The following is a 19,904-nucleotide window of genomic DNA, read 5'->3' as shown; positions in this document are numbered from 1 at the left end:
CTATGAAATTCAAGTTTAAGATACAACAATACCAAACGGATGCAGTTGACGCCATAGCAAGCGTGTTTGCCGGTCAGTCTTACCAAGACCGCGTGTCTTATATGCGTGACAAAGGTAAGTATGTTGGGCTACAACAAGGAACTATGTTCCTTGATGATGTCGATGCCACCACCGAGGACATATATGGCTTCGGCAATGCTACCATCGAGTTGACGGATGCTCAACTGCTGGACAATATCCGTGCCATTCAATTGCAGAACAATATCAAGCAGTCTTTGGATCTGTCTAAACCTCTTGGGCAAGAATGCCGTTGCTCATTGGATATTGAGATGGAAACGGGCACGGGAAAGACCTATTGCTATATCAAGAGCATATTCGAACTCAACAAGCGCTATGGCTGGAGCAAGTTCATCGTGGTGGTGCCCTCTATTGCTATCCGTGAAGGTGTGAAAAAGTCCTTTGAAATGACGGAGCAACACTTCTTTGAGCAATACGGCAAGAAAGCACGTTACTTCATCTACAACAGCAAAAACCTCAATCAATTGGACTCTTTCTCGTCTAGCAAGAGTATCTATGTGATGATTATCAACGCTCAAGCCTTCGCCGCCTCTCTCAAAGAGGGAGCCAAGAATGAGGCAGCACGTATCATTTACAGCAAGCAAGACAGTTTCGGCAGCCGTCGCCCCATCGACGTTATCGCTGCGAACCGTCCCATCATCATCTTGGACGAACCGCAAAAGTTGGGCGGCGAAGCTACGCAAAAGTCGTTGCGTCTATTTAAGCCTTTGTTTACGCTCAACTATTCGGCTACGCACAAGGATACCCACAACTTGGTGTATGTGCTGGATGCGCTGGATGCCTACAATAAGCGTCTTGTCAAAAAGATCGAGGTCAAGGGCTTCGACCTTCGCAACTTGCGTGGCACGGATAGTTTCGTGTATCTATCCCAAATCATTCTCGATCCCAAGCGTCCGCCGAGGGCAAGAATAGTCTTTGAAATCAATTACGCCAAAGGCATCAACCGCGAAACGCGTTTGGTCGAGGTTAATGATAATCTGTATGAAATGTCCGCCGGTGGCAATATGCCGCCTTTGGAACAATACAAGCACGGATATATCGTCAAGGAGATCAACCCTGTCAATAATACCATTACCTTCCTCAATGGCATCACGTTGGCGGTGGAAGAAGTGCGTGGGAATATTGCCGAACGTGATATGCGCCGCATCCAAATCCGCGAAACCATTATCTCCCACTTTGAGAAAGAGGAACAACTATTCAATCGGGGTATCAAGTGTCTATCCCTGTTCTTTATCGACGAAGTAGCGCACTATCGCCAATATGACGAAGACGGCACGGAATTGTTGGGCGACTTTGGACAGATGTTCGAGCAAGAATACTTGGACGTCCTCAATCAATACATAACCCTATACGAATCCTCCTATGTGCAGTATCTAAAGAGCATCGACGTACATGATACGCATAAGGGCTATTTCTCCATTGACAAGAAGACCAAGCGTGTCGTCAACTCGGTGGAGAAGAAAGGAGTTTGCGATGATGAATCGGCATACGACCTCATTCTGCGAAACAAGGAACGTCTGCTGTCCTTCGACGAGCCGACAAGGTTTATTTTCTCGCACTCGGCGCTACGTGAAGGTTGGGATAACCCCAATGTGTTCCAAATCTGCACCCTCAAACAAAGCAATAGTGAGGTGAGCAAGCGTCAAGAGGTAGGGCGTGGAATGCGTCTTTGTGTCAACCAGAACGGTGACAGGATGGATGATACAGTTTCGGGTATCAAGGTTCATGACATCAATGTGCTTACGGTCATTGCCAGCGATAGTTATCGTGACTTCGTGGCGGATCTGCAACGCGACATCAAGTCTACTTTGTACGACCGTCCGACCAAAGCTGCCAAAGAATACTTTGAGGGCAAAGTCATCAAGGTCGGCGATAATACGCATACCATCACCAAAGAAGAAGCGTATTATATTATGCGCTACTTGGATAAGAATGACTACATCGACTATGATGGCAACGTGACCGATAAGTTCCGTGAAGCAGTCGCAAGCGGTAGTTTTGCTGAGCCGCCTACACAAATTGCAGGTATTATTGATGGTGTGCACAAGTTGGTTGAGGGGATCTTCGACGAGAAGGTGCTGGATGATATCATTGCTCCCGCTAACAAACCCAAGATTGTGGAGAATCCTTTGACGGATAATTTCTATAAGAAAGAGTTTCAAACGCTTTGGAATTATATCAACCACAAGTACGCTTATACCGTGCAATTCGATACCGACGAATTGGTCGCAAAGTCTATTGCTGCTATCGACGCGGGACTCCACGTAACTCAACTGACCTATGTGCGCACGGTGGGTGAGCAAGGCAAAGACTCTTTGGAGTTTACGCAAGGTAAAACCAAGACAACCACATTGGCACATACCGAAGGCTCGACCATCAAGTATGATTTGGTGGGCAAGGTGGCACAAGGCGCCAAGATAACTCGCAAGACTGCGGTGCGCATTCTCAAAGGGATTCAACCCCATATCTTTGGTATGTTCAAGCATAATCCTGAAGAGTTTATCACCAAAGTGGTGGCATTCATTACCGAGCAAAAGGCTACAATGGTCATCGAAGAAATACAGTACAATCCCACGGATGAAGAGCCGTATTCCAGCGATATCTTTACTGCCGAGAAGGGCGTCATCAATCTGGATAAGGCTGTATTGGGTGAGCGTCATATCACGCCGTATGTCGTGGTGGATAGCGAGGTGGAGCGTCATTTCGCGAAAGACTTGGAACACGCGGATCAAGAAGTTTGTGTCTATGCAAAGTTGCCTCGCACGTTCAAAATCCCCACGCCGGTGGGTGACTACAGTCCCGACTGGGCAATTGCCTTCTATGAAGGCAGCGTCAAGTATATTTACTTCGTCGCCGAGACCAAAGGCAGTATGTCTACGATGCAACTCAAGCCCGTAGAGTACGCCAAGATTCGTTGCGCCAAGAAGTTGTTTGCCACTCTCAATAACGGTACCGTGCATTATGACGTCGCAGACTCCTATCAGAGTTTGATGGATATTATCAAGTAGCACTTATGACCGAAGTTTATAATGGGTACGAAGAAAAGTTTTTGACGGGAGCGGCAATCAAGCAGATGTACGTGGATGCTTTTTTGTGCGACGGGCGTCATCATGCAACTGTGCTTGATGTCACTATTCCAGAGTACATCGATTCTACAAGCATCAAAGACGATGAAGAATACCGCATTTTTTGCAATCAATATTTTTGTCGCGTGATGAACAAGAAAACCGATCGACTGAAAACCTTTTTTGCTCATAAAACATTGGAGAACACTATTCATTGTAATCGAAGTAAGGAAAGAGAGCCTATGAAGTGTCCCTTGTGCGGCAATAGAATGGGGATAAGAACAGGTAAATACGGTTTGTTTTGGAGTTGCACTCAATATCCAACTTGTAAGGGCAGTAGTAAAGTAAAACGATTGGGCGAGATTTCGTACAATGGGTTCCACCCATATAATTGTGATTAGGTCGTCATTTGGCGACCTTTTTGTTTATCAAAATTGTCATCTATCTTGACTATCACCTGCGTTTTGTGGCATAATATAGGCGCTACACTTCATCTTAATACATTCGTACCGGCATTTTAGGCAAAAATGCCCTCCTTTTCCGGTACGGATGAAGTGTAGCAACTTTCGGAGCGCATTTTTCGGTGCGTTCCCACAAGGAGCGCACTTTTTGATAGTAACCTTTTGCGGACATGGGAAGATTAGCATGAGCAAAGAGGAAGATCAACGCCTCGTCGATTTGCTACGGTCTATTCTTGCCGAGCATCCCGATACGCTTTTCTATCTTGGGGATTACGGCGATTTCGATGGTACCTGCAACATGATTTTGAAGAAACTGCAAGTGGAGTATCCCGAGCTCAAACGCATTTTTATCACGCCATACATTACGCCGGGGTATTGGCATCTAGAGGCGGCGAAGGAACGCTATGACGAGTCGATATATCCTTTCGAAGATAGTGTCCTTCCTAAGTTCGCAATCTCCAAAAGAAACGAGTGGATGGTCGATCAAGCCGACTTGGTGATAGCCTATGTTCGATGGAGTTGGGGCGGTGCCCGTACAACTTATGAGTACGCTTTGAGACACAAAAAATCAGTTGTGAATATCGCAAATGATTGAAAAATATCATAAAAATAGGGAGTTGTCCATAATAGCGGACAGCTCCCTATTGTTTGGATATAGGCTTTAGCCTATAATAGAATTGTAGAACGGCTACCGCCTCGGTAATCTCAACTGCGCAGGGCGAAAAGCGCAATCACCGAGGGGTAGCCCCTATTTTTAACTGCACATATACATTTCTGCAAAGAAGTCGTCTATCTTGTCGCAGGCATTGTAGGTTAGGTTCCATTTCGTTTGGGTGAATCCCCAATAGAGAAACACGCCTTTTCGTGCCGTATCCACATAGATGTTCGGTCCGCCACAGGCAACCATGACCTCTACGCTACGGTATCTCTTTTGCTCGTCGATGCGGTATTCTACGTCAAAGCATTCATCGAAGTAGTCACCCATGAAAAGGGCCTCCAGCGAGTCCTCGCTGAAAGCCCTGTTGCAATGCGGACAAGTGTACTCATCGTTGTCCTCGTCATATTCATCGTCGTGCCAGAAGATCGTTCCACCACATTCGGGGCAGCGATACACTTCTTTGTTGGCGTACGCTTCGATGGCTTCTGCTATGTCTTTGCAGGACTCAATGCACTCTTTTTCAAAGTCTTCGTTTGTCATAAGGCACCTCCGTCTATCGAATGGTTACGGTTGGGGATATATCCACAGTGCCCGACCATTACGGCATTGTAGATACGGTTGTCGGAGTACCGCTCCTCGAATTGTTGCGGCATTCCTTCTTGTTGGGATACCATGTGCACTTTGCCGTCGCAGATGGCGTCCATACCGCAGTTGCAATCAATGAAGGTTGCTTCATCGCCTATGGCGATGATTTTACAGTCCCTGTCGAGTAAGTATTCTGTGAACTTCCACACGGCATCGAACATTCCCTTGACATCTAAGATGTAGGACGTGTTCTTTTTAGGGATATAAACGGTTGCTCTCATATAAATGTTTTCTCTCATAATAGCCTCCTTATGCTACTTTTTTCATTTGTCTCAGTTGTCGGGTGATGGTAGGCGCCCAAACCTTTTCTATGTACTCACGCACGGGTTGTGTCGGTGCGTTGTTGTTTACCGCATGGAATTGAGCGACGCGGTGTTTTTGTAAGTCATACTCAATCGTGACAAAGGGGATCGTGGGTTCATCAACAAGTCGAAGGAAGAAGATCAGCGAGCGACCTTCAGCTATCTTGGCATCGTAGCCCATACGCCCGACGCAGTGGTGCAGGTATTCTCCCTCGATAGTCAGTTCTTTCTTGCTCTTGGCAATGACCACCGTGTAATCGTCATTCCCCGTTTCAAGGAACCCATACTTGGCAGCCATCTGTTTCACCCCTTCGGCGATCCGGTTCTGCTTTTGTTCTTCTTCCTCGGCTTTCTTGGATGTGTACTCTAAAGTGCGTATGTCATGCCACCGTTTCAACTCGTGGGGATAGCGGTTTTTGCTTTGCGTCATATCCAGCCCGAGATAGAGGCACGCTTTGAGATAATCGTTGTAGGTCGCCGTACTCACATTTTGCTCTTTGAGATACTTCGCCAGCTGCAAGTATTCGTTGTCGGGGATAGTATCAATTACATATTGGAACCCGTCGAGCCTATCTTTGCGGAAGAAGTGCAAGGTATCGGATTCGGTCGCTGTAATATGATGGTCGTAGGCATAAAGGATATGGGCTTGCTTGCAGGCGCTTCTTCGGATGTCCTCTCGGTTGGCGCTCAACCAACGGACAAAGGCTTTGTCTTTCGCCGCTTTTTGCAGTATGCCCTTACGGTATGCCAACATCCCCAACCCGATTTTGGATAGCAATTCGACTTGGGGGTATTTCTCCCATATCCGTAGGTACTCCAGCACGTTGTCTGTGCCGTATTCGACCGCACCGCTGTATTTGTATCGGGTACGGTGTAGGTAGTTCAGGTTGACGATTCGGGCACACACTCCAAACTTTCCTTCGTAGATGCCCCATTCATCGTCTTCCCAATAGTTGCGTTTATCGGATAGCCCTTGATAGTACCATCCTGTTATATAGCCGCAGATATATCCTCTGGCGCAGTCCTTGACGAATACCGTCTTTTTGTCGTGGAGTAGGTGTACCAATATCTGCTTGTAAAAGCGGTCTTTGTTTTGGTCTTGTTTGACCGCAACGGTGACCTTGACGAGTTCGCCATCTACGGTATCGAGATAAGCGTAGTATCTTGTCTGGTTTTGATAGACTTGTGCTTGTACATCGTAGCGGTCTACGATGATTCTCTTGACGCTCTCGGGAATAGGTTTCAAATGGTCGATGTTCATACCTTAGCCCTCCACGATGTCGTCGCCGAATATGTCGAATAGACTGCTACACGGCTTGGGTTGTGCTTTGGGTTGCTCCACGGGGACTTCGTTTTGTCGTTGCCCAACCGTAGGTTGCACTTGCGTTTCTTCTTGTACTTCATCTTGTTCTTCCTCCTCAATGTGTTCTTGGGTAAAAGAAAGAGGGGCAACGGTTTCGTGCTCCTCCTCTTGTTCTTCTTCGCCCTCGTCGGGCGCTTTATCTCTTTCTTCCAGCCAATCGAATAATGACGGCTCTTTTGCTACGGGTTTTGCCGGTGCTGTTTTAGGTGCCGCCGTAGGTATCGGAGAAGGTGTCGGTTTCGACTTGTATGCTTCGCCATCCTCGGTATAGAGATCGCCGAGAATGCTGTCCTCTTCAAAGTAGTGCATCGCCCATCCGTAGACGACGTCATCATCTATCATGGCGTAGCTCGCACCTTTGGCTGCTTGCTTTCTCGCTTGCTCGCCGGCGTATTTCATAAACCCTTCCAGCGTTTTGGCGCTTATCAGAGTTTGACCGTCTTTCTGCACCCGTACGCCGTGTTCAATCTTTTCGGCTAGGGCTTCGGTCGCGTGTTGGCAGAGATAGTTGTACACCTTCGTCTGCTCGGTTCCTTTGTGGGATAAGTTGAGTTGAATCATTGGTATATCCTCCTTTTAGATTTGACAGTAGCGGTTGAATATACGGCGCACGCCCATATATTCGAGGAAGTCACCGACATACAGCGACACCTCATTGATTTCGTCGTCTTGCTCGTAGTCCAATTCTTGGCACATCTCGGTGCTTGCGTCTTGGAGTGCGGCAAGCACAAACGGCATTTCGTTGTCGGTGATCTCACCGATAACCATTTGTTCTTCTTGATAGGTAATAATCATTTTCTTTTCTCCTTTTAGATAGATTTTGCCTTTCGGCTGTGCCCGATCAACCACAGGGCAAGTCAATAGGGACAAGGGTTTGCACCTTTGGTGACGGCGATACCGCCCTTGCGCATTGGCTTGCTCTGTGGTAGGGTACATAGCCACGAAAGGGGAAAGCATTTCAAAATGGGAGTTCATCCCAAATGCCGCCCTTGTATTGGCGCCGTGTGATGTGCTTGATAGCCCATTTCGGATTGTGTAGCAGTTCGTCTGTCTGCCTATCCCTCTGCGGGTATCTCTCAAAGAAGCCCAGCGCCATATTTGCTTGTTCAATGGTGTATGTCTTGAAATGGCATACAAAAATGGGTGGATCACCGTCGTTGTAACCCACCCTAAATCCGTATTTGTATCTCATATTGCTGCTAACCTCGGTAGCGAAGTGTAATTGCGACTCTCCATCAATTTGTGATGCAGTTCTCTGGTATGCGCAAAGCAGTTGTTCCTTGCGTGTTGGTATCCTCTCGGCGTCAGTACCTTCAACTCGTAAAAGTCCTGACCGTCGTGGTGATAGCCTTCGATGTACAGGTGCCCGTTTTCGTCGTACACCCTTATGTTATCCAAGTGTTTGATAAACGAACTGAAGTCGGCAATCGAATCAACGAAACGCCCACCTTCTAAGTTGCCGTGCCAGGTGCCACAGGTACCTACCACGATACAATGGTGGGTTTCTAACAGCGTACGCAGTTTATAGGTGAAGTATCGCCAATCGTCTTCGTTCACAAATTGTTCTTCGCGTTCAATCTCGGCATAGGGCACTTGGGAAGGGCTGTCCCATTCGTTGTCTTCGGCGTAGGTGCAGAATAGATAGTCCCGCACTTGCTCGTCGCGTTCTTGACTGAAGGTATCATCGTATAGTACTGTAATCTTTTTGCACATACTCATACCCCCATTTATGCCACCCGGCGCAACCCGCCATATCTGCTGTGGACGAGAATCGAGCCGAACTCGCTGTCATACTCATAATCTTTGTTCCAAACGTACGCAAAGGCATAGTAGGTATTGGGCTTGTCGTAGTGCATGACCATCTCGTCCCATTCTTCTTTCTCGTCGGGGATGTAGAGGAAACTGTAGCATTCCCCGAACTCGCAGTATTCGTGCGTGACCGCGAACACCAGCGCGTTCCACTTTTCTTCGAATGCCTTGATTTTCGCCATCAGTTCTTCGTCTTGGAACGCCCAATAGCCAATGTGCTGTTCGAAGTAGGTTACGATGCCTTTCTCTTTGAACATCTCTACGAAGTCCTCGCAGAGGTCGAGCTGCTTCATCAGTTGCAATGCTTTGGCTCTTTTCTTTTCGATACTTTGTTTCATTTTCTTTACCTCCGAAAAATATAGATTTGTCTTCCGACAAGAGACCACCACAGCGCGCCCATAAGACGGGGTGTCAACAGAGTATATTTGCAGACAAAAATACGGCGTTGATGCCACGGCGGGGTGTGCTACGGTAGGGAACAGGAAGGCAAAGATATACGGAGGTCAAGATTTTTAGGGGGATTCTATGTGTAAAGAGAGACAAAAATATTTCTATAGAAAGGCAATTTGATAGCCCAAAAAGGTATCTAATAGGTCAATAGACCTATTATTAAATGTTCTTAATGGTAAAAATAGGGAGTCTTGAGCGAAAATAGGTGCCTCGTGACACCTTGAAATAGGGCGGTTCGTGTAAATTTATGGTAGGGCGTAAAACTGCTACTCGAACCGCAAAAGGGGTAAAATAGGGCAAAAAAGGGCGTTTGGTTCGTGAATAGTCCGCTATGCAGTTATTTTGAACCCCGAAACGAACCCAAAAGGGGGTATTTTACCCATTTTGACAACAAAAAAACCCACACGGTTACCGCACTTCCATTAGGGATTTTTCGGTAAGGCTGTCCTTTGAGAATCAGGCGTGGCGTGATGCCACGCCTTTTCTCTTGGTTGTTTTAGTCGAAGTCGGGGATTTCAACGGCTCCGACGAAATTGTAAATGATTTCGATTGTGTGTCTGATGTGTCCGTCAACTTTCTGCTTTTCGTAGATAAGCACCTTGTCGATGAATGCTCGCAGAATTTCAGGCGTCAGCTCCTCAAAGTCGCTGTATTTGTCCACGAGAGTGATAAACTTGGAAATGTCGTCCATCTTGCTCTTTGCGTGGTCGATACTGCTTTTGAGTTTTTCAACCTTTTCCTTTAATTCCACTTGCTCGGCTTCATAGTTGTCGCTCATCTTAAAGTAGCGTTCTTCGGAGAGTTTGCCGGCGACCTTATCTTCGTACAGGCTTTGAATGATCTTGTCGAGTTCTTTTATTCTCGCTTCCATCCCCGTTGCCTCTTTCAAAGATTGGTTGAGTTCCCGTTTCGTTTTGGCGTCGTTTCGACGTTTCAGTAGTTCCAAAAACTCTTCCTTGTTGTCTTGGGCAAACCGTATCGTGTACCGAAGGTCATCCTTTATCATATCCGTTACCGCGTGAACGGTGATCTGATGAGAAGAACAAGTTCGCTTCTTTTTCTTCCGATAGGACGAACAGTTGAAGTACTCCGCCTGTTTCATCGTGGTGCAACGACAGAGATACATCTTTTGTCCGCAGTCGGCACAGTAAAGCATACCGGATAACACACTCATTTCGCCCATTTCCGTTGGGCGACGACGGCTATCTCTGATCTTTTGAACAATGTCGAACGTCTCTTGGTCAATGATCGGCTCTTGCGTATTTTCAAAGATAACCCAGTCCTCTTTTGGAAGATCAATGCGACGTCTTGATTTATAGGATTTCTTAAAGGACTTGAAGTTGACCGTGTGACCGAGATACTCCATATTCTCCAAAATGCCTGCAATCGTTTTCGGATTCCATATTTCCGATTCCTCATGTATTTTTAACGAAGTCGGCAAGTTGTACTTATGGAAATGTATTACCGGCGTGTCAATTCCTCGTTCGGTCAAAATCCTCGCTATCTTCGACGGACCGTATCCTTTTACGCACAGGTTGAATATCTCCTTTACGATCTCCGCGCCTTTCTCTTCGATGATCCACTTTTCTTTGTCGTCGGGATCTTTCATATAGCCGAGGGGCGGGAGATATGAGATATGTTTCCCCGAATTTCCCTTTGCCTTTACTACCGCCCGTATCTTTCTCGAACAGTCCTTTGCGTACATCTCGTTAAGAATGTTCTTAAAAGGCGTGATGTCGTCGTCGGGATTGGTTTCGCTATCGACTTGGTCGTAGATTGCGATAAACCTTACGTCCGCTTCGGGTAGGTAATACTTTGTGTAGTATCCCACGAGAATGTGATCTCTCCCGAAACGGGACATATCTTTGACCACCACGGTGGAGATGAGTCCGTCGTCGATGTCGGCAAGCATCCTTTTGAAGTCCGGTCGGTCGAAGTTACTACCCGAAAAGCCGTCGTCAACGTAGTATCGGATATTTTTCAGTCGCTGTTCGTCGGCGTACTGCTTCAATAACATCTTCTGATTTTTGATACTGTTGCTGTCTCCGGCGAGATCGTCGTCGCAACTTAGCCTACAGTAGAGTGCCGTCCATTGTTCCGTTACGTTCTTTGTTCTTTTATGTGATTTTTGTTGTTGTAGTTGCAAATTCATTGTTTATTACCTCCCGAATTGCATCTCCCAAGCGGTTCCGTGTATATGAGGCTATCGGCGTTTTGCTCAATGAGCCTCTTTGTGATGTCAAACGCCGTTTCTTTGGCGTTCGGCTTTTGTCGGGCAATAATGGTGTAAACCGTATTGCCTATCTTTCTTTCCCTTATTCTCGCAAGCGAGCCGTCGGGTTGTTCTTGATAAATAATTACATTATTTGCTGTGTTGCTCGTAATAATCTCTCCCTCAATTAGATTTTATCACGCAGAACATAGCAGGATTTACGTTACGGCTTCTATTCCTCTTTATTCTTCAAACTGCCGTCTTCTTTCTTTTTCTTCAAGGCTTCGTATCCCTCGCGGATAAGCGTAACCTTTGTGATGTGATTCTCTTGTAGGAAAGCGTTTATCTCTTCAAATAACGGTCTCGGTATCATCGTTCCGAAGTTGCCGCTGGCTTGCTTTCTCTTATCTTTCACTTTCTCCTCGTATCTCCTGCGTGCTTTACGTGCAGGGGTATCTTCTTTTCTTTCCATAAAACCCTCCGAAAAATTATTCTCGTATCAATACACATTATATCCGCTTGAACTGTTTTTGTCAAGCTCTATGGCAAAGAAAAGGGAGTATCCCTTCACAAGAAAGTGGGTTTCCCACTTGTTTTAGCCACGAAAAGGCAAAGTGGTGCCTTTTCCTTTACCTGCTCTTTTTCGGCTCGTATCTTTTGTCCTTTTACACCGTTTTTTCTCCTTATCGTGGCTGTTAATTCATAGGTCGATCTCTTGCTTTCATACGCATTCCTCCTTGTGTGGTTGTATTCAAACAAATATGCGTCGTTAAAAACAAAGGGCGAACAGACAAAACCTTACATGTGTTTCTGCAACACAAAAATAAGGTCTAATCTGTTCGCCCGAAGTCTAAAGGTTCGCGGTTTCGTACTGTTCTCTCCGCCCACTCTTGGGTTTTTATGCGGTTTAAGTCAATACGGCTTCTGCCAATTCTAATCGCTTAACGAACGTTAGCAACAGGCAATGGTATTTTACCTGCCGCCCATATTCAGCTTGTACACTTATTATACAACTTTTGAGCGTATTTGTAAAGGTCAAGGTGTTCGTTTTAACAAACACCTTACCACTTTTTTCACTTTTTTTATTAGCTATTTGCTTGGCTATCCATCTTTTTCGGGAAGCAGGATAAGAAAATAGCTAAGGTTAGCGTATTTTGTATGGCGTCGCCGTCGGCGCGCCGAACAATCGGGAAACCCGATTTTAGTCGTTCTTTTCCCACTTTTCGGATCGCACGGGTGAACGGCACAATGCATACTCCAGCCCTAATCACAGGGCTTCATTCCATATATTCGACGTCCATCGAATATACTCCTAACGAGGACGTCTTATCAAATAAATCAAAACAGACGTGCCGACGCGGTTTTTTCTTGTTCACCTCCTGCTCGTATTTCTCAAACTGGTAGAATCTGCGACTTCGACCGTTACTTTCAACTCTTCTTTGTGTCCAGCAGAAAAGGAATAAAAGATGGTTTTCATTGCTTACGGCCAGCTTCTGATTTCACCTTATCCCATTGTTTATTACATATTACTTGAATCAAATATCTTACTTCATTTGCCGATTCTTTTATTTGATAATCATCATTTTGCAAAAGCTGAATTAATCTTTTTTCTTCGTCGTAAGCGTTATCTGTTGGTTTTAGCCTTAGTATTATACTTGTTTTTAAATATGCAATCTTTTCTCTTTCCACAAGATTATCTTTTTTATCTAACGAAAAAAGAGTGGCAATTAACTGTGCCCCCAACTCATATAACTTATTAATCCATTCCATTCTATATTGAACAACAACGTTGGAATAATGTTTCTTCTTATCAAACAACGTAGTGACAATGCTAATGATAACTGTTATAGAAGATGAGATTACCACAACAATTATTGCCGTTATTGATTCAGACATTTTTGATGTTCTCCTTCGAAAAATATCTAATTAATTCAAATTGTGCCTTTTAATAATAATATTACTCTTTTAACTGCATCATTTGTTATCTCATATTCAGCCTTTGTTGCATCTAACACTACCATATTGGGATACGTTTTTATTCTTTCTTCAAAAGATTTCTGCATACGTCTTAAGATATCATCGTTTTCATTCTCTTTTCTATTGCCGCGTTTGTTTAATCTTTCTGCCGCAAGTGAATAATCCGCTTGCAAATAGAAACACAAATCCAATCGGGGAGCTTGTGCGTATATGGCATGCATAAAATCTTTATAGTATTGTGGAATATCATATGTATCGTTAAGCACTTCAAAATCAATATCATACCTATCGGATATAAGCACGTCGGCATCCACATTAAGATTATAATAATGTTCGGCGAAATCAAAGGCCATGCCAATACGCCGAACAATTTCAAATCCATTTGAATTCTCATCAATTGTTTCCATTAGAGTTTTACAAGTAAAATAGACTTTTGTTTGTTCAACAGAAAGACCGTCTCTAACTAGTTTTTGTTTTAATTTCTCAATTAGGGTAGTCTTGCCTGCTCCATCAAGACCACAGATAGCAATCCTTAACATTTCCTTTTATTTCCTTTGATTTTAGTTCGAGGGTTATATTCGGGCCACTTCGATAATACTTTCGTCAGCAATCGTATTTTTTGCTTAAATAATCCTCGACTATTTTCTTCTGTCTATCTTGATCGTCCTGAAGATCAAGTTCCATGGTGTACCATGTACAATTTGTCGTTTGCAACAACGGCAACCAAACATTTGTTTTAATCGACTCAGCAGTAAACGGAATATGGTTCATTTTTTCATCCTCATAATCATAGACATGAGCATGAATTATTCTATCTTTTATTGATGCAATATCTTTCAATACGCTATCGCCACGCTCCCGTCTCAGTACCTCAACGTGTCCAGTATCTAAACAAATATATAAGCCCTCGATCTCCATACAACGCTTGATGAATTTCATATCAGAAGAAAGGCCGTGGATCAATGTTTCCATACAAAGCTTTAGTCCATGTTCTTGTGCGACGGACACTAATTGTTTCAATCCTTTAATCGCCGTCCCTTCATCTGATCCAGTAGCCGATCCAACATGCAAAACGGCGACACTTAAATCAAGTGACTCAATTGCAGAAAATAATCTACGATAGTAGTTATATGAGTTCAAAAAAACCATATCGTCGTTTATTCCTAAATCCCAAAATCCATAAGGAAGATGGAAACGGACATCTCCATATGCTTTAATACTTTCTCGGACAAACGACATACGTTTTAAATCCAAAGAAAAAGGTAGTGAATTTAAATCCCATTCAAGATATTTGTTTGCTTTAACCAACGAAAGAGCATCATCTATATTCTTACAACACCAGGTTGTATTTGCAAGCTTAACTTTTCTCATACCACTCCTCTACTCCCATTTATTAAGAATAGTGCTTCATTTCTATAGAACTATAAATCAGCATAAAATTCATAATACATTGGAAAACGTGCTAGATGTTAAAATGTTTTTGGAATATATATAACATTCAATTTTTCCTCAATAATCTTTCTTTGATTACTTTCTAGTATTTCTGTCTCAAGTAAAGACTCTATGTTTCTTATACAAGTGGAGATTTCATCTTTATAGTTAAGTGGTTCATTTAATCTAAAAATATCATCAAGTAATTCAAAATATGTATTTACAGAATAGAGAACAGCATTCTGAAAAAGGCATGGAAATTCAAGGCGTATAAATGCAATTAAATCATTTATTATTTTTACTGTGCACATTTTTGAAGGATCAAATGGCCTACGATAGACACTGTTATCTTGAATAATATAATTATATTTAGGACAACCGATATGTATCCCTTTTTGGCATTTAGCCAAAATACGATACATAATCGCTGCATCCTCTTTGTAAGAATAATCTTCAAACAACAAATTATCGAAGACACTTCTTTTATACAACTTACTCCAAACTGCCGCACCAATCAAATTCCAAGAAAAAAACTCTTTTAGTAATTCTATGGTATCCATAATTAGAAATGTTTCGCCACAATGTCGTTTTGAAACAATTCCATTTTTTAAGGTATTATAGCCACACATTGAAATATCGACATCATAATCTTTCAAAGCGCCCAAAAGAGTTTCATACATATCTTTATCAATATAATCATCGGAATCAATAAAACCGATATATTCTCCATGCGATAGGCTTAAGCCATAATTCCTAGCAGCGGAAGCCCCAGCGTGATTTTGTCTATAATAGATTACCCTAGTATCATTTTTGATAAACTCATTTATTATATAAAAAGAATCATCAGTAGATCCATCATCAATAACTATAATCTCTAGTTTTTCATATGTTTGGTTAACTACAGAATCCAAACATTTTTTTATGCTATTTCTAGAGTTATAAACCGGTATTATAATAGATATCAATTCTTCCATAATTATAAATTATCAATTTTTCTTGCAAACAATTTTGCCTTTCCATGATAGTGCAGTGGTCCATGCGTATTGTCTTCTTTAAGATACTCAGAATACTCCAATATTTCAAAATCGGAAAACATGTCTTTTAGTTCTTCCTTTTTAAAATAATGTTTAATAAATAAAGCGCATTCACTTGCATTTTGAATATCTTTTTTGTATCCGGGGTCTTCTTCTGTAAAAACAATAACATATATGTATCCCCCCGGCTTTAGAACTCTTTTTATTTCTTTCACCGCTTCCAATAGATAGTCGTTTTCCATATGTTCAAGCGATGTTAAAGCTACAGCAAAACCTATATCTTTTAAGTTTTTTGTCGCATTGAGAATATCGGTATTTAATACTGATACTTTCACCCCGCATTCTTTTGCTCTTTGTATAATCTTATTTGCTCCGATTTTGCTTGGCTCAATCGCGTATACGTCAAACCCTTGTTTGGATAGCCAAATGGAATTGCGACCTTCTCCTGCACCAATATCTATTGCCGCACAAGGTAACACATTATATTTTTTTAAGCATTCTTCCATTCCTCCAGAATGCTCCTGGCTAAAATATGTGGTAGGAACAGAATAGAAGTTATCAAAATTCATTTTAATGATGCCTCGTATTCTCTAACCAATTGATTAACATAATACCATGCGGGGTTGGTTTCATTATGGGTTTCAATAAACTTCTTCATAAGTAAGTATTCCTCTGTTTCCAAAACGCCGCCAACAATTTCAGGTATCTTTTCCTTTATCCCTCTCATTCTATCTGCATAGCACGCTCCACCATCAGGTAAAGCGGGCATCGCATATACAATTTTGTCAACACCACATTCAATCGCAGCTCCCAAACACATAATACAAGGCTCTAGAGTTGTATAGAGTACAAGAGGCCGTTCACAAGAAAACACTTGCCGTTTTGCGGCAAGCAGAACATTTAATTCTCCATGCGCAATTACCCCACCTTCTCGCACATTAGCGGTAACACCTCTTCCAATTTCTTTATCATTGGCAACTAAAATAGTCGAGATAGGTAACTCTGAATATTCTTTCATACCCTCTTCTGCAAGTTTAATTGCTTCACGCATCCAAAATGAATCATCTCGCATTTATTTATTCCTCCATTTTTTTAGTTTTTTTTACATGTTTTTTTTGATTGTTAGACTTAATAATATCGCTATTTTTTAATGCCATGATAACGCTTGACAAAATATTAATTACAAGTGGGACTATTAATATATCCAAAACATAAGTCAAAATTTTATTTTTGTTTTCTTCTGGAGTTAAGCCTGACCAAATTGCAATAGCAATTATTCCCATTACAGATAATGCAATTGATATAATTATTGCAATTAATGCACTGGTTCTTAAAGAATTATTTTTCTTTTCTAAAGATTCGATCTGGTGCAATATATTTTTTTTCTCCTCTTCAAAAAACTGTTTTTCGTTATCTAATGCTATATAGTTATACTTGTTAAAGGCTTTTTCTAACACCAATAACGCCTCGGCTGTAGACCAGGTTTTAATATCATAGGCATCACTAAAGTTTAAATACCAAAAACCTTCTGAATCCTGGTGATTTAAATATTCGTTGAGTATCTCACTAATTGTTGTTATGTTCGTTTCAAGAATAATAAGCGCAATTGCCATATCAAAAGGTGTGTTATTGTTGTATGTCGCAGTATATTGTCTAGCAAGTGCATCAGAAACTCTAATTGATGATGTCATCAATGGACTCTTCGAGCAAGATTCTAGTAGTTTTTTCAAGCCTTCTCTTCTTTCATGTGATATGTTGGCACCTAAATAGAATAGTCCTCTTAAAATTCTACAAATTGTAGACGAGATTTTAGCAAAATCGCCAAGAGTTAATGTATTGATTTTAGCCGCATACGTATTTATAAAAAAATCCGCTTGTTGATTAAAAAAAGCCACAACCCTTGCGATGATTATTTGATCATCGTTCTCATCTTCTGCATAATCATCAGGATTTAAAAAACCTTTAACCGCATAATAACTCATGAAGATACATTCCATCCGTTGACCCAAATCGCCTTGAGGCTCGCTAGAATCCGATCCCCAATAGCACAATCCATTGGCTTCTCTTTTATGTTGCCTTAACCATGCCTCACCTTTTTTGATTGCATTACGCAACTCTTTAATCCTTTTGCCACTTTCTATATTTCCCCCAACTAACGCCATTTTTAAAACAAAAACACAATGCCCTGTAGTAATAGCAGAAAGTTCCTTGTCGTCGGACATTCCCACATCATTTGGTATCACACTCCAAGCGCCATCTTTATCCTGCGTTTTCACTATGAAATCAATCATGCGAACAACTTTTTCGTATGCTGTCATTTGAATTACCTTAGATGATAAGAAAAACTCTAATGCTTCAGCAGTTACCCATATGCCACTTTTTGTTGACTTTTCATCTTGATATTTTATTCCGCCGTCAGGATTTTGCATTAAAAACAGATAGTTTGCTCCTCTTTTTATTGCATTTTCTATTTTTTTTGATTCGAGCTTTTCCATAGTTTAATACTTTATTATGTCCATAAACATTTCTTGCATTTTAAAATCATCAAAAACCCCTGTAAACATAGTCGTTACTGTTGATGCATTTCGACGCGCAATCCCACGAATATTCATACACAAGTGTTTTGCTTCGATATATATTGCAATACCTTTAGGCTCCATTGAGTTTTGAATATCAGCAACTATGTCTTGCGCTAATCTTTCTTGTAGTTGCAATTTTTTTGCATGCTTATCAACAATTCTCGCAAATTTACTTATGCCAATGATTCTATCATTTGGGATATAGGCTATATGAACTTTACCTATAAAAGGCACAAGGTGATGCTCGCAGATTGAGGAAAAATCAATATCTTTTACCAATACAATTCCGCCGAAGTTATTAGCTTCAAAAGAAGTATATTTTGCATTCGCTCTTGTGGGATTAAGCAGTTCATCACACATATCCGCAACGCGTCTTGGAGTATCCATTAACCCCTCTCTATTAGGATCCTCCCCTATAGCAAGTAAGAATTCTTTTGTTAATTGCTGAATTTTTTCTTTATCAATCATTTGTTCCTCCAAGTTTCTTATCCTTATATCTCCCAATAACCATTTCGACTGGAGCCAATACGTTTTAACGTTCCCTTTTGCTTCATTAAAGTTATACATCTTAATATAGTTCTTCGGTTTACTTGTAGTTTTTCAGCCAATTGATCGACGGTCACTTTAGAATTTAGTTTTATTTGTTCGATGATGGCTTCTTCCATGTCCGTTTTGGTGACATCGGTGACATTTGGTTTGTCACCAATCTTTTTGCCGTACAATGCGTTATGGATCGTCACCTTGAAATAGTTCCTGTCCGAGAAGAACTCGACGTGATTTTTGCCGTCGTTGAAGAGGGCGTTGGTGTTGTCAGTGATCTTCTTTAATCCGGAACCGCGACGCTCCATAAACTTCATACGGGCGAAGATATCCGCGAGGACGGGATTGCGGCGTTCGGACGCGACCACGTCGTCCACTTCTTTGTCAATGATTTTTCCGGACATCATACAGCCGGGCGAAGTGACTTCGAGACGGTCGTCATAGATATCCACGCACACTTCGGCGCCGAGACGAGTGTATTCTCTGTGAATGATGCCGTTAACAATGGCTTCGCGCACGGCTTCTTCGTCGTACTCGGGCATTTCCACGCGCGTCATCCCCGATTTGTGCCATTTCTTCTTGGTATTGTTGCGGACGAACTCCATCGCGGAAAACAGTTGTTGCAATAGTCCGCCCGAGATCTCTTTATCATCCACCGCTTCGCCGTTAACAGACGTTTTTGTCAGTCCGTTCCAACGGGTGCAGAAGATACGGCTATGCGTATAGATGTTTTGGTCGGCGAGCAATACGCCGGCGTTCGTCAGATAGCCGTCCTTATCCACGAGGTTAAACGAAAGATAATCGCTTTCGGTGATCTTCGTCCGCGTAATATTATAGAAAGTCGCCTCGAAGAAGGTAAACGAATAGTCGCTCTTTTTATAGTTGGTTTTCAAGGTGTCGTAGGTTTGGTTGAGACCTTTCAAAACCAATTCGTTCAGAATGTGCGGCGGGGCGATGATGGATTCGTTCCCACTACGGATATAGGCTTCCTGCACGCCGTCCGCGACGTAATAATATGGCGTGGACGTGCCGGCATAGACTTTGACGGTCACGATGGCTTTATCGTCTTCCATAAAGTTAGAAAGTACGTAAATCGGCGTGGGTTTGATACGCTCGTTGATGAGTTGAGATATCTTTTCACCGAGACCTTGCGGATCCACGACGCCGACGGCGACTTTATCGTTGGTCACACCGAAAAAGAGAGTCCCGCCCAGCGTATTGGCAAACGCCGACACGCTTTTGAGCCAACTCTTGGGCTTTTTGACTTCCAACGCCTGTTTGAAGTCGTAATCGGTGCATT

General features: G+C 42.6%; 22 protein-coding genes. 3 read left to right on the top strand and 19 right to left on the bottom strand.

Annotated elements, in window-relative coordinates:
• The first annotated feature begins 2 nt into the window (after positions 1-2).
• The 3 genes from II896_02505 (at position 3) to II896_02495 (ending at position 4,199) form a co-directional block, all read left to right on the top strand.
• Complete coding sequence (locus II896_02505; protein ID MBQ4443516.1) at positions 3-3,086, top strand: DEAD/DEAH box helicase family protein; 3,084 nt, start codon at positions 3-5, stop codon at positions 3,084-3,086.
• A gap of 5 nt (positions 3,087-3,091) precedes the next feature.
• On the top strand, positions 3,092-3,544 hold the full coding sequence (locus II896_02500; GenBank protein ID MBQ4443515.1) for a topoisomerase DNA-binding C4 zinc finger domain-containing protein: 453 nt from the start codon (positions 3,092-3,094) through the stop codon (positions 3,542-3,544).
• A 244-nt stretch (positions 3,545-3,788) separates the two neighbouring features.
• Positions 3,789-4,199 (top strand): hypothetical protein, encoded by a 411-nt coding sequence (locus II896_02495; GenBank protein MBQ4443514.1) that lies wholly within the window; start codon positions 3,789-3,791, stop codon positions 4,197-4,199.
• A 159-nt stretch (positions 4,200-4,358) separates the two neighbouring features.
• Here II896_02495 and II896_02490 read toward each other — a convergent pair whose 3' ends face one another.
• From II896_02490 to II896_02400, 19 genes are all read right to left on the bottom strand, one after another.
• Positions 4,359-4,802, bottom strand: a complete 444-nt coding sequence (locus tag II896_02490) for a hypothetical protein (GenBank protein ID MBQ4443513.1) — start codon at positions 4,800-4,802, stop codon at positions 4,359-4,361.
• Complete coding sequence (locus II896_02485; GenBank protein MBQ4443512.1) at positions 4,799-5,128, bottom strand: hypothetical protein; 330 nt, start codon at positions 5,126-5,128, stop codon at positions 4,799-4,801. The genes II896_02490 and II896_02485 overlap by 4 nt, the downstream gene beginning before the upstream one ends.
• Positions 5,129-5,156: 28 nt before the next feature.
• Entirely contained in the window at positions 5,157-6,470 is a 1,314-nt protein-coding gene (locus II896_02480; GenBank protein ID MBQ4443511.1) for a PcfJ domain-containing protein, read from the bottom strand.
• A gap of 3 nt (positions 6,471-6,473) precedes the next feature.
• Complete coding sequence (locus II896_02475; protein MBQ4443510.1) at positions 6,474-7,133, bottom strand: PcfK-like family protein; 660 nt, start codon at positions 7,131-7,133, stop codon at positions 6,474-6,476.
• A 15-nt stretch (positions 7,134-7,148) separates the two neighbouring features.
• Complete coding sequence (locus II896_02470; protein ID MBQ4443509.1) at positions 7,149-7,367, bottom strand: hypothetical protein; 219 nt, start codon at positions 7,365-7,367, stop codon at positions 7,149-7,151.
• A 393-nt stretch (positions 7,368-7,760) separates the two neighbouring features.
• Positions 7,761-8,285, bottom strand: coding sequence for a hypothetical protein (locus tag II896_02465; protein ID MBQ4443508.1), 525 nt, complete (start codon positions 8,283-8,285; stop codon positions 7,761-7,763).
• Positions 8,286-8,299: 14 nt separating this feature from the next.
• On the bottom strand, positions 8,300-8,719 hold the full coding sequence (locus II896_02460; protein MBQ4443507.1) for a hypothetical protein: 420 nt from the start codon (positions 8,717-8,719) through the stop codon (positions 8,300-8,302).
• A gap of 608 nt (positions 8,720-9,327) precedes the next feature.
• Positions 9,328-10,983, bottom strand: coding sequence for a DUF4368 domain-containing protein (locus tag II896_02455; GenBank protein MBQ4443506.1), 1,656 nt, complete (start codon positions 10,981-10,983; stop codon positions 9,328-9,330).
• Complete coding sequence (locus II896_02450; protein ID MBQ4443505.1) at positions 10,980-11,231, bottom strand: transposon-encoded TnpW family protein; 252 nt, start codon at positions 11,229-11,231, stop codon at positions 10,980-10,982. Before II896_02450 ends, II896_02455 begins: the two co-directional genes overlap by 4 nt.
• 44 nt (positions 11,232-11,275) lie before the next feature.
• On the bottom strand, positions 11,276-11,515 hold the full coding sequence (locus II896_02445; GenBank protein ID MBQ4443504.1) for a hypothetical protein: 240 nt from the start codon (positions 11,513-11,515) through the stop codon (positions 11,276-11,278).
• A gap of 1,001 nt (positions 11,516-12,516) precedes the next feature.
• A complete protein-coding gene (locus II896_02440) occupies positions 12,517-12,939 on the bottom strand; it encodes a hypothetical protein (protein ID MBQ4443503.1) in 423 nt (140 codons plus the stop codon).
• A gap of 35 nt (positions 12,940-12,974) precedes the next feature.
• Complete coding sequence (locus II896_02435) at positions 12,975-13,559, bottom strand: deoxynucleoside kinase (GenBank protein ID MBQ4443502.1); 585 nt, start codon at positions 13,557-13,559, stop codon at positions 12,975-12,977.
• Between the two features lie 64 nt (positions 13,560-13,623).
• A complete protein-coding gene (locus II896_02430; GenBank protein ID MBQ4443501.1) occupies positions 13,624-14,391 on the bottom strand; it encodes a sugar phosphate isomerase/epimerase in 768 nt (255 codons plus the stop codon).
• A gap of 98 nt (positions 14,392-14,489) precedes the next feature.
• Positions 14,490-15,425 carry a glycosyltransferase family 2 protein gene (locus tag II896_02425; protein ID MBQ4443500.1) on the bottom strand — a complete coding sequence of 312 codons (936 nt, stop codon included), beginning with the start codon at positions 15,423-15,425 and terminating at the stop codon, positions 14,490-14,492.
• A gap of 2 nt (positions 15,426-15,427) precedes the next feature.
• Positions 15,428-16,054: a methyltransferase domain-containing protein gene (locus II896_02420; GenBank protein ID MBQ4443499.1), complete on the bottom strand. Its 627-nt coding sequence runs from the start codon at positions 16,052-16,054 to the stop codon at positions 15,428-15,430.
• Positions 16,051-16,557, bottom strand: a complete 507-nt coding sequence (locus II896_02415; protein ID MBQ4443498.1) for a nucleoside deaminase — start codon at positions 16,555-16,557, stop codon at positions 16,051-16,053. Before II896_02415 ends, II896_02420 begins: the two co-directional genes overlap by 4 nt.
• A gap of 4 nt (positions 16,558-16,561) precedes the next feature.
• Complete coding sequence (locus II896_02410; GenBank protein ID MBQ4443497.1) at positions 16,562-17,980, bottom strand: terpene cyclase/mutase family protein; 1,419 nt, start codon at positions 17,978-17,980, stop codon at positions 16,562-16,564.
• Positions 17,981-17,983: 3 nt separating this feature from the next.
• Positions 17,984-18,532: a GTP cyclohydrolase I FolE gene (gene folE / locus II896_02405; GenBank protein ID MBQ4443496.1), complete on the bottom strand. Its 549-nt coding sequence runs from the start codon at positions 18,530-18,532 to the stop codon at positions 17,984-17,986.
• 23 nt (positions 18,533-18,555) lie between these two features.
• Positions 18,556-19,904: putative DNA binding domain-containing protein (locus II896_02400; protein ID MBQ4443495.1), on the bottom strand; the 1,349-nt coding region annotated here is incomplete at its 5' end.

The organism is Clostridia bacterium (genome assembly GCA_017394805.1).
Classification (GTDB): domain Bacteria; phylum Bacillota; class Clostridia; order Christensenellales; family CAG-1252; genus RUG14300.
The sequence above is the reverse complement of the archived record's forward strand: the minus strand, read 5'-3'. Positions and strand labels throughout refer to the sequence as shown.

What these genes read in the sequence shown, in the direction of transcription:
- II896_02505 (MBQ4443516.1), top strand. Translation starts at nt 3, where the DNA reads ATGAAATTCAAGTTTAAGATACAACAATACCAAACGGATGCAGTTGAC.
- II896_02500 (MBQ4443515.1), top strand. Translation starts at nt 3,092, where the DNA reads ATGACCGAAGTTTATAATGGGTACGAAGAAAAGTTTTTGACGGGAGCG.
- II896_02495 (MBQ4443514.1), top strand. Translation starts at nt 3,789, where the DNA reads ATGAGCAAAGAGGAAGATCAACGCCTCGTCGATTTGCTACGGTCTATT.
- II896_02490 (MBQ4443513.1), bottom strand. Translation starts at nt 4,802, where the DNA reads ATGACAAACGAAGACTTTGAAAAAGAGTGCATTGAGTCCTGCAAAGAC.
- II896_02485 (MBQ4443512.1), bottom strand. Translation starts at nt 5,128, where the DNA reads ATGAGAGCAACCGTTTATATCCCTAAAAAGAACACGTCCTACATCTTA.
- II896_02480 (MBQ4443511.1), bottom strand. Translation starts at nt 6,470, where the DNA reads ATGAACATCGACCATTTGAAACCTATTCCCGAGAGCGTCAAGAGAATC.
- II896_02475 (MBQ4443510.1), bottom strand. Translation starts at nt 7,133, where the DNA reads ATGATTCAACTCAACTTATCCCACAAAGGAACCGAGCAGACGAAGGTG.
- II896_02470 (MBQ4443509.1), bottom strand. Translation starts at nt 7,367, where the DNA reads ATGATTATTACCTATCAAGAAGAACAAATGGTTATCGGTGAGATCACC.
- II896_02465 (MBQ4443508.1), bottom strand. Translation starts at nt 8,285, where the DNA reads ATGTGCAAAAAGATTACAGTACTATACGATGATACCTTCAGTCAAGAA.
- II896_02460 (MBQ4443507.1), bottom strand. Translation starts at nt 8,719, where the DNA reads ATGAAACAAAGTATCGAAAAGAAAAGAGCCAAAGCATTGCAACTGATG.
- II896_02455 (MBQ4443506.1), bottom strand. Translation starts at nt 10,983, where the DNA reads ATGAATTTGCAACTACAACAACAAAAATCACATAAAAGAACAAAGAAC.
- II896_02445 (MBQ4443504.1), bottom strand. Translation starts at nt 11,515, where the DNA reads ATGGAAAGAAAAGAAGATACCCCTGCACGTAAAGCACGCAGGAGATAC.
- II896_02440 (MBQ4443503.1), bottom strand. Translation starts at nt 12,939, where the DNA reads ATGTCTGAATCAATAACGGCAATAATTGTTGTGGTAATCTCATCTTCT.
- II896_02435 (MBQ4443502.1), bottom strand. Translation starts at nt 13,559, where the DNA reads ATGTTAAGGATTGCTATCTGTGGTCTTGATGGAGCAGGCAAGACTACC.
- II896_02430 (MBQ4443501.1), bottom strand. Translation starts at nt 14,391, where the DNA reads ATGAGAAAAGTTAAGCTTGCAAATACAACCTGGTGTTGTAAGAATATA.
- II896_02425 (MBQ4443500.1), bottom strand. Translation starts at nt 15,425, where the DNA reads ATGGAAGAATTGATATCTATTATAATACCGGTTTATAACTCTAGAAAT.
- II896_02420 (MBQ4443499.1), bottom strand. Translation starts at nt 16,054, where the DNA reads ATGAATTTTGATAACTTCTATTCTGTTCCTACCACATATTTTAGCCAG.
- II896_02415 (MBQ4443498.1), bottom strand. Translation starts at nt 16,557, where the DNA reads ATGCGAGATGATTCATTTTGGATGCGTGAAGCAATTAAACTTGCAGAA.
- II896_02410 (MBQ4443497.1), bottom strand. Translation starts at nt 17,980, where the DNA reads ATGGAAAAGCTCGAATCAAAAAAAATAGAAAATGCAATAAAAAGAGGA.
- folE (MBQ4443496.1), bottom strand. Translation starts at nt 18,532, where the DNA reads ATGATTGATAAAGAAAAAATTCAGCAATTAACAAAAGAATTCTTACTT.